Origin of the sequence: Acetobacter sp. DmW_136 (genome assembly GCF_008690365.1) — a bacterium.
GTDB classification, from domain to species: domain Bacteria; phylum Pseudomonadota; class Alphaproteobacteria; order Acetobacterales; family Acetobacteraceae; genus Acetobacter; species Acetobacter oryzifermentans.
In genome coordinates this window covers 70,845-84,700 of record NZ_VHON01000024.1, presented here as the reverse complement: position 1 = coordinate 84,700, position 13,856 = coordinate 70,845, and the positions used below count along the sequence as shown (strand labels likewise).

Genomic DNA, 13,856 nt, shown 5'->3' with positions numbered 1-13,856 from the left:
CAACTCACTCACAGCCTCACCTCCATTGGTAAGCCTGTGAATCACAACGTCTCGCTCAGTTCAATAAATTAATAGGTCCTGAGCCTAGAAGGTCTTGGCTTAAAGCGCCTGAGGGGTACCTTAGTATAAAACCAAATTTATACTGCAAGAGAATCGACTGTTAGGATAATTTTACCCAAATGGTGTCCATCTTCCATTGCCTGATGCGCCGCCGCAGCTTGTGCCAATGGAAAAGTTTGATGGATAAAAGGGCGTATTGTGCGGTTTGTCAGCAAAGGCCAGACTTTTTCTTTTAGATCCTGTGCAATGCGGGCTTTGCTGGCGCTATCGCGTGGGCGCAATGTGCTGCCTGTTACAATAAGCCGGTGTGTCATAATCCGCACCAGATTGGCCTGTTCGGCCTTTGCGCCACCTTGCAGTGCGATAATGATGAGCTTGCCATCAAAGGCGAGGCTTTTGAGATTTCGCTCAAAATAAGGGCCACCCACCATATCAAGAATAACGTTTACGCCCTCGCCTTTGGTGAGCTCAGTAATGCGTTCGGCAAAATCTTCCGTCTTGTAGTTAATGGCCTGTGCACCCAGTTGTTCGCACAGAGCGCATTTTTCATCCGTTCCGGCTGTTGCAAAGGGCGTGCCGCCAAAAGCCTTAACAAGCTGTATAGCCGTTGTGCCAATGCCGCTGCTACCACCATGAATCAATACCCGTGCATCTTTGGGCAGCATGGTGGGCATAAAAAGGTTGGACCACACGGTAAAAAAAGTTTCCGGTAGGGCGGCGGCTTCTATGGCATTAAAGCCTTCTGGCCAAGGTAAACATTGCCCGGCAGGTACAAGGCAATATTCTGCATAGCCGCCCCCATTTGCCAACGCGCATACGCGGCTCCCTATGGCAGGCATTGTGACACCATCTTGTGGCAGGCCGTGTGCGACAACTTCCCCGGCTATTTCCAACCCTAACCTTGGGCTGGCTCCGGGCGGAGGTGGATAAAGCCCTTTGCGCTGCATGATATCCGGCCGGTTTACGCCAGCAGCCATCACGCGCACCAGCACTTCTCCTCGGCCAGGTTGCGGAACCTGAATGGTTTCCAGGTGCAGGACATCGGGTGCGCCTGCCTGCGTAAAGCAGATGGCTTTCATGGTGGAAGGCAGAAGGGTAGGAGCAGGCATAGATAATTCCGCCGTCTGTAGTGGTTAACCAAAAGCATTTAACGTGGCTGCATACCGTATGGATAACGTATGCAACTTCACGTCCACGCTATAATTAACAGTTTTCTCTGGTTTGTGATGTGCTAGCGCCGGTGTTTTTCTCCGGCGAGTTCTCGGCGGGTGCGTTCCAGTTCTTCTGCATAGCGGCGCAAAACATAGCGTTCACTCAGTATGCCAAGCACATTGTGGTCTGTGTCTGTCACAGCCAAGGCAGGCAAGCCTGTGCGTTCAAATGCAGCTAAAGCGCGGGAGAGATTGTCTTCCGGAGCCAGAACCATGCTGTTCGGTGGCAGAAGGTTTTGTACGGGATGGTCGGAAGGCGTTATCATGGATTGGATTTGCGTATATTCCACCAACCCCATGCAGTGGTGCTGCTTATCCAGCACAACGATGTAACGAGGCGCACGGCCCGTAAATGCCGTGCGTGCTTGGGCTACAGACGTTTCAGCGGGTAGGGTATCAACCTGCGTGCGCATCATTTGCCCTACAGTCAGCGTACGCATCCAGCCTACATCCACACCAGAACGAATGTTTTCCCCACGGAGGTGAAAGCGCCAGGTGGTGAAGGAATAGCCAAAAATACGCCGTGTGGTGAGTGAGGATGTAATGGCTGCCAGTGCCACTGCTGCCGTCATGTTGGCGCTGTGCGTTGTTTCCAGTGCCAACAGAATCATGGTGAAGGGCCCTCCAATAATGGTTGTTGCCAGTGCGCACATACCGGCAACGGTGCAAAGTGTAATGGGCAGAGGCAGAAGAGGTGCTGTAAGCCCCGTAAAGGCTGCACCTGTTAGAACCCCCAAATAGAGAGATGCAAAAAAGAGCCCACCACGAAATCCACTTCCAATAGAGATAGTAGAGGCCAAGGCCTTAAGCAGGAGCAGCCCTATGGCCAGCCACAATGCCGGAGGCATCATCAACCCCTCCCGCATGGCCATATGCCCAGAAGACAGCACAGATGGGGAAACGAGGGCCAGTAACCCAACCAGTACCCCCCCTACTGCCGGGCGCAGCCAAAGGGCTGGCAGAATACGACGGAAAAGGGATTCCGTAAGCGTTACGCTTTTCATCAGCCCAACGCCAATAAAGGCTGTGGCAATGCCAAGCAGTATGAGGAACGGATATGCCAGTGAAGGAATGGTTTGTGGCAGCGTAAGAGAAAGTTCTGGCAGATTAGCTCCTGCAAGATGAACAACAGCCAAAGCACAGAGAGATGCACAGGCCACAGGTGCCAGTAGGGGAAAGGCATAGGAACCAATAACCAGTTCAAATGCGTAAAAAGCTCCTGCCAGTGGGGCATCAAACGCAGCACCAATAGCGCCTGCCGCACCACACCCTACCAACAGGCGTATATCTGCACGGTGCATGCTGAGGTTGCGCCCAATGCGAGAGCCAAACGCGGCTCCAATCTGGCTGAAACCGGCTTCCAGCCCAATAGAAGCACCGCAACCGTTTGAAAGAACAGTTTGCCCTGCAACAATCAGGCTGTCTTTCAGGTTCATGCGGCCACCATGCAGGGCATTGGCTTCTATAGGGTCTACAGGCCGATGGCGCTGGCGGGTAAGGGCAAGGTTCCATAATCCCAGCAACAATCCCCCACAGGTTGGAACCAGCAGGGCATGCAGGGGTGTAATATGTTGAAGGCCAGAAAGCCGAGAATGACCGGGAGCCAGAATCTGGTGAACCAGAAAGGTTGCTTTGGTCATAAGGCTGACCGCACCGCCAGCCAGCAGACCAATAAGAACCGCCAGAGCAACAAGCCACAGAGAATCCGTGCGCACCAAGGCACGTAAGGTTAGCAAAAGGCGTGCAGGTGTTTTATGAGTGCGCAGGTGGTCTAGCAGTCCTGTCATGAATCGGACATAACAGGACGGCTGACCAACGTCCAACACATCACATAAGTGTCATGCACTTTTATGAAATATGATGCATGCTGGTTATGGAGCAGGTGGTTTTCCAGCCAGAATAAGGTCAGCTTCCTGATCTGTTAAAGGATAATGGAAGAACTTGCGGTAAAAGGCCTGTGTGGCCTTGTGCATATTCGTATCTGCAAAAAGATCTGGGTGCAGTTTTTGCGCAACCCATTGAAGTTGAAGTAGCTCCTCCGCGCCGTATCTGTCCCATGCAAATACGCCTCGTGGGTTTATCCATGCCCGCCCGTTTTTGAAAGCAGCCAGAGACCTTAGAGGGGAGGCCGCGTCCGGCATACCTGCGGAGGCTCCGATAATAATGACATCCGGATTCCACACAGCAATTTGTTCAAAGGAAACAGGGCGATGGTTGCCGCTGACCGTCGCAGCATTGTGCCCGCCAGCAGTTTGTATCCAGGCATCTATCAGTGTGTCTGTACCATCAATCTGCAATGGGTTCAGGCGCGCAATATGCAAAACGCGAGGGCGTTCTGCGGCGGGCAGATTGGCCAACCGGGTGCTTAATTGCTTAAGCGTTGCTTCCGTGTCCTCTTTGTAAGACTGAGCAACCCGAGTGGCTTCCGGTGTGTCCAGCGCTTGGGCTGTCATATCCATAGATTTTAGCATCTGTGGCAGAGTTGTATATTCTGCGCACAAAGTGGGCACGCCCATTCTGCGTAGTTCTTCTGCCTTTGCAGATGTTGGCACAAAAGCCAGACCGATATTGAGGGCCAGTAAATTTTCTGCGCTGGCGATATCAGGCCGCACGCCCGTATGGGCGTTTTTCATGATAGGCGCCACCTTGAACAGCCACGGGCTATCCACCGGATTTTCGGCAGAAACCCGGATACGGTCTGCGGCCCCCAGCATGACGGAAATTTCATTATGGGCAAACCAGAGGTCTGCAATGGCTGGGTGGTCGTCCTTGATCTCAACGATATGGCCACTCATATCCGTAACGCTGCGTGCTATGGCGGAGGAAGCAACAAAAGAGCCCAATCCCGCAATCAGCAGGGAGGAACAACAAAGGCGTGTCAGCAATGAAGGCATGGAGCGTATCCTGTTTTTATATACGATAGGATACAGATAGATGCGCCACAAGCACCATGTTAGTGCGGATATGGTGAACTCTTGGAGGAAAATTATCGTGCGTAAGCACAAGGTTATGCTGGGGGACAAGCTGCTTTATCAGGCATCTCAACTTTCACATGCGCAACGCTTTGCAAAAGCACGGCAGGCTGAAGGTGTACCGTGTCACGTTGTGCCAGATGAAACGCCCAAGCGCCCCCGTAAGGTTAGAATAAATAGTCTAACCGGCAAACCCTACCGTAAGGTGACATCGGAAAAAGCAGGGCGGTAGCGGCCCAGCTTCATGCAAAAATTAGACAAGCACTGAACGATTGTTGCGCCATGCTTCTTCCAATGCATCTGCTGGATCAGCATAAGGTGCGCTCCAGCTTCCTTCTTTATCCGGGGCATGTGTAAGGGCACGCCATGTGGCCTCACCAGTCTGACGCTCCAACGCAATGTGCCAACCCGGGGGAATACGTGCCAACAGGCGTTCCATTTTTTGCCCGGATGTAAGGGGTTTGGCGTAATTGTGTCCCACTAGCTTCTCCCGTAGCGTTTACATGTTTAAGGGAAGAGTTCTCAAGCGTGTTAGAATTTCTGCGATAATTTCTGCTGGTTCTGGGAGCACGGAAAAAGTAAGCGCTTCCTCATCCGCTTGTGGCGGTTCCAGCGTTTCCAACTGGCTAGGTAATAAAGAGGCAGGCATAAAGTGGTCGGCCCGGGTTTTTAACCTTTGTGCCAGCACAGATGTATCTGCGCTTAAATAGATAAATATAGGCTTTACGCCATCTTGCTGAAGTCGATCACGATAAACGCGGCGGAGGGCGGAACAGGCAAGGATACCGCCCGTTCCGGCTTTTTGTTTTTCTGCCAACCAGGCATGGCAACGGGCCAACCAGCCTTGGCGGTCTTCATCTGTCAGTGGAACGCCGTGGGCCATTTTTTCAATGCTGGAGGCAGCATGCAGGCTATCTGCATCCAGCCAGGGCCACCCCAATTCATTATGCAACCCTTCAGCCACAGTGCTTTTGCCAGACCCGCATACACCCATAATAACCAGTAGGTGCCGGGTAATACCCCGTGCTGCTGGTTGGGCAGGGAGTGTGCTGTCTGTAGGGTGGGCAGAAGCATTCTGTGGCATGGGTGATGTTTTAATCCTGCTGTGGGGTGAGGATGCGTATGCCTTCTGGCCCAGCAGTAATGGTTTGGCGCGCCATATGCAGGAACAACCCGTGTTCAACCACACCAACAATTTCCAGAATGGAGCGGCCCAGCTTTTCAGGTTCCATCATGGGGCCAAACACGCAATCCATGATCAGGTTCTTCTCATCTGTCAGATAGAAAGAGGCATCACGGTTACGGCGTGGTGTAACATGTGCGCCCAGTGCCCCCAGTTGGCGTGCAACATTTTCCCAGCCAAAAGGAATAACTTCTACTGGCAGGGGGCATTTTGCACCCAGATGGTCTACATATTTGGTGGCATCGGCCACCACCACAAACTGCTTGGCGGCAGAGGCCACTATTTTTTCCCATAACAGAGCGCCACCCAAACCTTTGATGAGGTTGAGGGTGCATGGTTCAATTTCATCCGCCCCGTCTATGGCGATATCAAGTTCTGGCTGTTCCCCAAAAGTGGTGAGGGGGATACCTTCTTCTCTGGCCTGTTTTTCTGTGACACTGGATGTAGGAATGGCGCGGATACGCAGCCCTTCTTCCCGCACACGGCGGCCAAGTTCAGCAACAACAAATTTGGCGGTAGAACCCGTGCCAAGGCCAACGGCCATGCCATCTTGCACAAGAGATGCAGCTTTAATGGCAGCCTGCTGTTTGAAGGCTGCAGCGGGATCGGGCGGTGTTGCGGTCATGCCTGTTTGTATCCTGTTAGTTCTGCGGTGCGGGAGCGGCGGGCTGATCTAAAAACCAGATCAGATTTCCTGCACTGGTAATGGCGCTGGCGGGGCAGGCAGGATCCTGCGCTCTTACGCGGGTAACAGCTTCTTTCTTGTCTGCCCCTTCTACCAGAAAAATAACGTGTCGGCTGGCATGAATAGCCGGGTATGTCAGTGTCAGTCGCGTGTGGGGGGCAACAGGCGGCACGCAAGGGGCAACCCATGCGGTGCGTTCCTGTAACACCGGCTGACCGGGGAAAAGCGAGGCCGTGTGCCCATCCGTGCCTAAGCCCAGTAGGTTTACGTCAAAAAGGGGTTTGCCTGCCTGAAGGGCATCTCCGTGATAGATCTGTTTCAGGGTGGCTTCATAGTCCTTGGCAGCTTGCTCCGCAGTACCTTTATCCGGCATGGGAAAGATGTTTTCTGCGGGCACAGGCACGCGGGAAAACAGCAGGCGGCGCATCATGCCATAATTGCTATCTGCATGGTCGTGCGGCACAAACCTGTCATCTCCCAGAAAAAACTGCATGCGCTGCCACGGAAAGCGGCTGACATAGGGTTCTTCTGTCATCAGGCGGTAGAGATGTTGCGGCGTGCTGCCTCCACTTAGCGCAATGCGGAAGGGAGCTTCCGGGCGCTGGAGCGTCTGTTTAACAAGCCAGTCAGCCAGATCATCCATCAGGCTGTCTCGTGTTGCAGAAATGTGCAGGGCACCGGTGGCGGTATTCTGTTCTGTCACGATACTGTCTTTCCTGCCGTGTCTGAAAGAGGAGCCACGCGGGGCAATACAAACTGTTCTATAGCCTTGGCCCAGCCATCTTCTGAATTCGGGGCCGTTACAAAATGAGCTGTTTCCGCCACTTCGGGTTTTGACTGCCCCATCGCAATAGAAAGCCCACCGATGGAGAGCATGGGCACATCGTTGTTCATATCCCCAATGCAGGCCACTTCTTCTATGGGTACGTTGTACAAATTGGCCAATTGGCGCAGGGCGTAGCCCTTGTTGGCATCTTTGGGGGTGATATCTAAAAAGCATTGGCAGGAGCGGGCTACACTGGCGCGGCCTTCTAGCAACTGCCCGATTTCCAGCTCCTGACGCATCAAGGCTTCATAATCGGCAGAAGATCCAGTCACCTTGCCAACATCCTGCTGGTAATCATCAAACGATGGCACCGCTGTAGGGGTCATGCGCACGGCTTTTGCTTCGGGGTCTACATATGCGCCGGTTGCATTGGTTACCAACCACTCATGCCCACGGAAGAGCCAGGCATCAATGTCATGCACCTTCAGCATATCCAAGGTTTCCTGAACAGCTTCGGGGTCTAGTGAGAGGCGAGAGCGGATTGTGCGGTCTGCATTAAAAATGGTGCCGCCATTCAGCGCGCCATAAGGCGTGTGCAGGCCCAGCACATCAAAATACATTTCCATCCCACCCGGAGGGCGGCTGCTAACAAGACAAACAGGCACACCGGCCTGCTGAAGAGCCTGGATAGCGGCAATACTATGCCGGGTAACCTGTTTTTCCGGCGTAAGCAGCGTGCCATCCATGTCAGACACAACAAGGCGGATGCGGGAAGCAGGCGGACGGCCCGGGTTGAGTCCGTTCTGTCCGTTATCTGTCATACTTCCCGACTCCTGCACTGCGTTTAAAATGTTATGTTAGTTCTTGTTTTCTACGTGGCCACCAAAGCCAAAACGCATGGCAGATAGCACTTTTTCTGCAAATGTATTGCCACTGCGTGAACGGAAGCGCGTGAACAGTGCGGCTGTCATAACCGGCACGGGCACAGATTCTTCAATAGCGGCTTCGATTGTCCACCGGCCTTCACCCGAATCACTCACTTCACCGCTGAATTCAGAAAGTTCACCATTTTGGGCCAGAGCCTGAGCCGTAAGGTCTAGCAACCAAGAAGATACCACGCTGCCACGGCGCCAGACTTCGGCAATATCTGCCATGTTGAGAGAGAAACGTTCATCTGCTGCCAGAAGTGGTGAGTCCTTGCGGTACATCACGTCAAAGCCTTCGGCAAAGGCTTGCATCATGCCGTATTCAATACCGTTATGAACCATTTTAACAAAATGGCCTGATCCGGCAGGGCCGCAGTAAAGGTAGCCTTGTTCCGCACGGGGGTCGAGGTCTGCGTGATCACGACCTGGCGTGCGTGGGATATCTCCAATGCCCGGTGCCAGAGAGGCCAGAATAGGATCAATATGATCGGCGGCTTCACGCGGGCCGCCATACATCATGCAGTAGCCACGGTCTAAGCCCCACACACCGCCAGATGTGCCGACATCAATGTAATCAATGCCCTTCTCAGCCAGCATTTTGGCGCGGCGGATATCATCTTTGTAATAGGTGTTGCCACCATCAATAACGATATCGCCTTTTTGCATCAGGCCAGCCAAAGCCATTACGGTTTCTTCCGTAATGGTGCCAGCCGGAAGCATGGACCACACAATTCTTTTGGGTCCGTTCAGTTTTTCCACCACATCGGCAAGGTTGCTGGCGGCAACAGCACGACCGGATTCTGCGCGGGCAACGGTTTTTTCCACCATTGCGGTATCGCGGTCATAAACAACAACGTCGTGCCCGTGCCGTGTCAGGCGGACGGCAATGTTGCCGCCCATTCTGCCCAGTCCAACAATGCCAATCTGCATAATGTTCTCCTGTCTGATATTTTACAGGGCGTCATGCAGGGCGGAAGCAAGCGCTGCAAGGCCTTCTTTTAGATTTCCTTTAATATGCACGCGCAGGGCACGGCGTTTGCGTTCGGCTAGCACGTCAAAATCTCCACGTGCCTGAGCGGCTTTGACAACACCAAAGGAATAACCTGTGCCCGGCACGGGGAGGTCTCGCGCATCATCCGCAGTAATTTGCAGGAAAACACCCGTGTTGGGTCCACCTTTGTAAGCCTGACCGGTGGAGTGTAGAAAGCGTGGGCCAAATTCTGCTGCCGTGGCAATGGTTTTGGCATCTCGCACATGCAAGCGCACATGCTGGATCCATTCCAGTGTTTCACGGTTGCGTTCAATGTAAGCCAGAAGCCCCACGTAATCTCCGGCTTTTACGCGGTCAAAGTGTGCTTTCAGGATAGCTGTTGCTGTATCTCCCTTAAGGGCGTTCGCATTTGCTTGATCTGCAAAAAATACCAGCGGGCCGTGCTGTGCAAAAGGTTCTTCTGCAGGCAGTTTGCCGGTTTTTTCGTAAGCTTCCATCAGCTTGCGTGTTTCAATCTTGGTGGATTCAACATCTGGCTGATCAAACGGATCAATGTTCAGGAAAGCACCTGCAACAGCGGTTGCAATCTCCCAACGGAAGAACTCCTGCGCGATCTGGCGTCTGTTATGGAAGTTGATGGTGATGACAGGCTGCCCGGCATCAATCAGGGTTGAAATGGCTTCGTCCTGCTCATGCCGATGTTCGGTGGCGAGGCGCAGATAAACAAACAGCCTGTCTGTGCCGTAGCGCTTGGGCCCACCCAGTGTTTCATCGTCAATGGGGATGATGCCCTTGCCATGTTTGCCGGTGGATTCAGCAATAAGCTGTTCCATCCACGCGCCAAAATCCATGATTTGTGGCGTGGCGATAATCGTCAGCTTATCGCGGCCAAACTGTGTGGCGGCAACGCCCATAATGGTGCCAAGCAAAACGCCGGGGTTGGACACGGGTGGCACGCTGCCATCGCACATGCGTACACCCCGCAGTGCATCTTCAAGGAACAAGCGTAGAGGTACACCGGCTGCCGCAGCAGGCACCATGCCAAAGTTAGAAAGAACAGAGTAACGACCACCAATCTGTGGGTCACCGGCAAAAATCTTCCAGAATCCCTCGGCCTTGGCAAAGGCTTCCAGCTTAGAGCCCGGGTCTGTAATGGCTACAAAATGTGAACCCGCTTTTTCTTTCAGTGCCCGTTTGGCCAGATCCTGAAAATAGGCCAGCATGATATTGGGCTCCAGCGTGCTGCCGGATTTGGAGGCCACAATAAACAGCGTGTGGTGCGGATCTATCTTCTTTTCAAAAGCGGCAACCTGCTGCGGGTCCGTGCTGTCCAGCACGTAAAGGTGGCCAAAGCCTTCGTGCTTGCCAAAGGTCATGGCCAGCACTTCTGGCCCAAGGCTGGACCCCCCCATGCCCATCAGCAGAACCTGATGGAAACCGCGGGCCTTCACTTCAGCCTGAAAAGCTTCCAGATCCCCAATATGGTGCAGGCGGTCGTCTACCGTATTCAGCCAGTTTAGCCATTTGGCTTCTGGCCCATTGGTCCATACCGCAGCATCTTTGGCCCAGATGTGGCGGATAGAGCCAGATTTGCGCCAGGCGGTGAGGCCTTTGTTAACTGCTTCCTGAAAATCGGCTGGCAGGCTTGTTTTCAGGGTGGTGAGTTTATCGCCCAAAAGGGTGGCCTGTTTGGCAGCAACAGAGCCCAGTAGCCCATCAAAGGCATCTGCAAAGGATAGCACGCCTTCATCTACAAGGGTTTTGGTAATTCCTTCCAGATCCAGACCAAGGCGCTGGGTATCTTCCATCACCTGTCGGGCATTGGCGATATCTGTGCCAAGTGTTTCAGCCACAGTGCCGTGGTCACGGAAGGCATCCATAGTCGCAGGCGGCAGAGTGTTAACGGTTTGCGGGCCGATCAGGCTATCAACATACAGCACATCGCTATAGGCTTTATCTTTAGTGCCGGTAGAGGCCCACAGAAGGCGCTGAGTTTGCGCACCTGCATCTTCCAGTGCTTTCCAGCGCGGCGTTTGCATCATTTCCTGCCAGTAAACATAGGCCATCTTGGCATTCGCAATGGCAACTTTGCCGCGTAGAGCCTTCAGGGCTGCGGCATCTTTATCCCCAGCAGCAACGCGCCGATCAATTTCTGCATCAATCTTGCTGTCAATCCGGCTGACAAAGAAGGAGGCAACGGAGGCAACGTGGGAGAGATCTCCGCCCTTGGCTTTCCGGTCTTCCAGACCACTCAACCACGCATCAACAACATCTTTGTAAGCATTCAGAGAGAAAATAAGCGTGACGTTAACGTTAATGCCCGCGGCAATGCTGGCTCGGATAGCCGGAATGCTTTCAGGCGTTGCGGGAATTTTGACCATCAGGTTGGGCTCAGCCACATCCGCCCACAAGCGGGCGGCTTCATGCGTTGTGCCTGCCAGATCTCGTGCCAGATACGGAGAAACCTCTAGGCTTACAAAGCCATCCTTGCCACGAGCCTGCTCATACACCGGGGCCAGAACACGGGCGGCTGCCTTAATGTCTGTAACGGCCAGTTTTTCGTAGAGCACTCCGGGGGAAACAATTTCGTGCGCCAGAATGTCACGCATCTGGGCATCATATTCCGTGCCTTCTCCCATCGCTTTTTGGAAGATGGCAGGATTGGAGGTGACACCACGAATGTCATCATCCTGCACAAGGCGCGCCAGTGAACCATCCTCCACAAAGGAGCGACGGATGAAGTCCAGCCAGGGGGACTGATGGGCTTTTGCGAGTGCCCGTAATGGATTGGCGCTTGGCGTGGCGGAGGATGTCATTGGTGGTTATCCTTTCTCCATCCTGCCCGATTAAAAACCGGGCAGGCCGATGTAATATAACGCGCGGTGAAATATCTGGTTTGTTCAGCCTGCCTGCCGTTTGGCTGCTGCCAATACGGCTTCTGGCGTAAAACCAAATTTTTCAAGCAGTTTGCCCGCTGGAGCTGAGGCACCAAAGCCGCGCATGGCAATGATTTCACCCGTTGGCCCAGCATAGCGATCCCACCCGATGGGTGAGCCTGCTTCTATAACCACACGTCCTGTTACAGCGGCGGGTAGCACGCTCTCACGGTAAGATTGTGGCTGGGCTTCAAAAAGTTCCCAACTGGGCATGGAAACAACGCGGGCCGGAATACCTTCTGCGCTCAGGGCTTCATACGCGCCGACAGCCAAAGAAACTTCGCTGCCCGATGCAATTAGGATGACCTTTGGTGTCTGCTCACTGCTTGCAAGAATGTAAGCACCTTTGCTGAGGCCAGAAGCCGGTGCATAGCGGGTGCGATCAAGCGTGGGCAGGTTCTGGCGGCTCAGGGCAAGGGCGCTGGGGCCGGTGCGGTGCTGGATCAGAAAACGCCATGCTTCTGCCACTTCGTTGGCATCAGCTGGGCGCAGCGTTATCAGGCCCGGCGTAGCGCGCAATTGCACAAGCTGTTCGATAGGCTGATGTGTTGGGCCATCTTCACCCACACCAATGGAGTCATGGGTGAAGATATAGGTAACAGGCACGCCCATAATAGAGGAAAGGCGGATAGGGGCCTTCATGTAATCCGAGAAAATCAGAAAGCCAGCCGCATAAGGGCGCAGGCCATACAGGGCCATACCATTTGCAATGGCTCCCATGGCATGTTCTCGCACCCCAAAGTGGAAATTGCGCCCAGCATAGCTTCCGCCCCATTGTGCGGGCTGAAAGCTTTTTTCGCCTTTTAGTAGCGTTTTGGTGGAAGGCGCCAGATCGGCAGAACCACCCAGCAGCCAAGGCAACCGGCCTGCTACAGCGTTTAACACCGCGCCAGAGCTGGAGCGGGAGGCCTCACCTTTGGCGCTGGCTTCGTACACTGGAATATCTGCATCCCAGCCTTCTGGTAGCGTGCCATTGAAAATGGCATCTAGCTCTGCGGCCAGGGCTGGGTGTGAGGAATGGTAATTGGCAAACAGTTTGTTCCATGCGGCGCTGGCAGCGGCCCCACGGGCACCCAAGCCATCCTGCATATGTTGTAGCGCTACTTTTGGCACAAAGAAGCTGCTATCTTCTGGCCAGTCGAAAAACTTTTTGGTTTCACGCACTTCCTCTGCGCCCAAAGGTTCCCCATGAGCGGAAGCCATACCAGCTTTATTGGGCGCACCCCATGCGATAACCGAATGTGCGATAATAATGCTTGGGCGGCTGGTTTCAGCCTTGGCTTTGGCAATTAGTTGGGTGAAAGCTGCGGTATCGTTTGCATCCTTCAGTTCCAGAACCTGCCAGCCATAGGCCGCAAAGCGTTCTGCCACATTTTCTGTAAACGCAATGTTGGTGCCGCCTTCAATAGAAATACGGTTGGAATCGTAAATCCAGATCAGGTTGCCAAGCTGGAGATGACCAGCGAGGGAAGCCGCTTCACTGCTTACGCCTTCCATCATGTCACCATCACCACACAGGGTGTAAATATGGTGGTTAAACAGGTCAAAACCCGGTTTATTGAAGCGTGCGGCCAGCCACTTTTCTGCTATGGCCATGCCAACAGAATTCCCACAGCCAGCGCCTAGCGGCCCGGTTGTGGTTTCCACGCCGGTTGTATGTCCATGTTCCGGGTGGCCCGGTGTTTTGGAGCCAAGCTGGCGGAACTGCTCTAAATCAGCCGTTGTAAGAGCAGGAGCATTGGTGATCTTGCCGTTTGTAACCTGCCGGATGCCAGATAGATGGATCATAGAGTACAGCAGGGCAGAGGCATGTCCGATGGACAGTACAAACCGATCCCGATTAGGCCACAGCGGGTTGGTTGGATCATAGTTTAAAAGGTTTTGCCATAGAGTATAGGTCAGCGGTGCCATGGACATGGCCGCTCCCGGATGGCCAGAATTGGCCTTCTGCACAGTGTCCATGACAAGTGCGCGAATGGTGTTGATGCACAGCGTATCAAGGCTGGATGCGCCACTGCCCTGCGTTTGTGCAGGTGCGCGAACAGGGGTGGGAAGAGAAACGCGCATGCAGACCTATCCTCCAGACTGGGCCGTAATTACGAATTATGGCCGGAAAGTTATGAGCA

The 13,856-nt window shown here is 53.7% G+C and carries 12 protein-coding genes; 1 reads left to right on the top strand and 11 read right to left on the bottom strand.

The genetic code is table 11. The features are described from left to right. Window positions 1-137 precede the first annotated feature (137 nt). From FKW31_RS08635 to FKW31_RS08625, 3 genes are all read right to left on the bottom strand, one after another. The gene (locus FKW31_RS08635) at window positions 138-1,169 is read right to left on the bottom strand and encodes an NAD(P)H-quinone oxidoreductase (RefSeq protein WP_150178333.1); all 1,032 of its coding nucleotides are present in this window, start codon (window positions 1,167-1,169) and stop codon (window positions 138-140) included. 122 nt (window positions 1,170-1,291) lie between these two features. Further along, window positions 1,292-3,058, bottom strand: a complete 1,767-nt coding sequence (locus tag FKW31_RS08630) for a chloride channel protein (protein WP_150178332.1) — start codon at window positions 3,056-3,058, stop codon at window positions 1,292-1,294. Between the two features lie 84 nt (window positions 3,059-3,142). After that, complete coding sequence (locus tag FKW31_RS08625; protein ID WP_150178331.1) at window positions 3,143-4,165, bottom strand: ABC transporter substrate-binding protein; 1,023 nt, start codon at window positions 4,163-4,165, stop codon at window positions 3,143-3,145. Between the two features lie 97 nt (window positions 4,166-4,262). On the opposite strand from FKW31_RS08625, the gene FKW31_RS08620 reads away from it, so the two are divergent. After that, window positions 4,263-4,475, top strand: coding sequence for a hypothetical protein (locus FKW31_RS08620; protein WP_170315295.1), 213 nt, complete (start codon window positions 4,263-4,265; stop codon window positions 4,473-4,475). A 21-nt stretch (window positions 4,476-4,496) separates the two neighbouring features. Here FKW31_RS08620 and FKW31_RS08615 read toward each other — a convergent pair whose 3' ends face one another. From FKW31_RS08615 to tkt, 8 genes are all read right to left on the bottom strand, one after another. Continuing rightward, window positions 4,497-4,724 (bottom strand): hypothetical protein, encoded by a 228-nt coding sequence (locus tag FKW31_RS08615; protein ID WP_006115827.1) that lies wholly within the window; start codon window positions 4,722-4,724, stop codon window positions 4,497-4,499. An 18-nt stretch (window positions 4,725-4,742) separates the two neighbouring features. Continuing rightward, a complete protein-coding gene (locus tag FKW31_RS08610; RefSeq protein WP_150178330.1) occupies window positions 4,743-5,327 on the bottom strand; it encodes a gluconokinase in 585 nt (194 codons plus the stop codon). Between the two features lie 10 nt (window positions 5,328-5,337). Beyond that, window positions 5,338-6,051 (bottom strand): ribose-5-phosphate isomerase RpiA, encoded by a 714-nt coding sequence (rpiA, locus tag FKW31_RS08605; RefSeq protein ID WP_150178329.1) that lies wholly within the window; start codon window positions 6,049-6,051, stop codon window positions 5,338-5,340. Window positions 6,052-6,067: 16 nt separating this feature from the next. Continuing rightward, a complete protein-coding gene (gene pgl / locus FKW31_RS08600; protein ID WP_150178328.1) occupies window positions 6,068-6,814 on the bottom strand; it encodes a 6-phosphogluconolactonase in 747 nt (248 codons plus the stop codon). After that, entirely contained in the window at window positions 6,811-7,698 is an 888-nt protein-coding gene (locus tag FKW31_RS08595; RefSeq protein WP_150178327.1) for an HAD family hydrolase, read from the bottom strand. The genes pgl and FKW31_RS08595 overlap by 4 nt, the downstream gene beginning before the upstream one ends. Window positions 7,699-7,734: 36 nt before the next feature. After that, window positions 7,735-8,733 carry a phosphogluconate dehydrogenase (NAD(+)-dependent, decarboxylating) gene (gene gnd, locus FKW31_RS08590; RefSeq protein ID WP_150178326.1) on the bottom strand — a complete coding sequence of 333 codons (999 nt, stop codon included), beginning with the start codon at window positions 8,731-8,733 and terminating at the stop codon, window positions 7,735-7,737. Between the two features lie 21 nt (window positions 8,734-8,754). Continuing rightward, complete coding sequence (locus tag FKW31_RS08585; RefSeq protein ID WP_150178325.1) at window positions 8,755-11,610, bottom strand: bifunctional transaldolase/phosoglucose isomerase; 2,856 nt, start codon at window positions 11,608-11,610, stop codon at window positions 8,755-8,757. Between the two features lie 84 nt (window positions 11,611-11,694). Next, entirely contained in the window at window positions 11,695-13,797 is a 2,103-nt protein-coding gene (tkt, locus tag FKW31_RS08580; RefSeq protein ID WP_150178324.1) for a transketolase, read from the bottom strand. Window positions 13,798-13,856 lie beyond the last annotated feature (59 nt).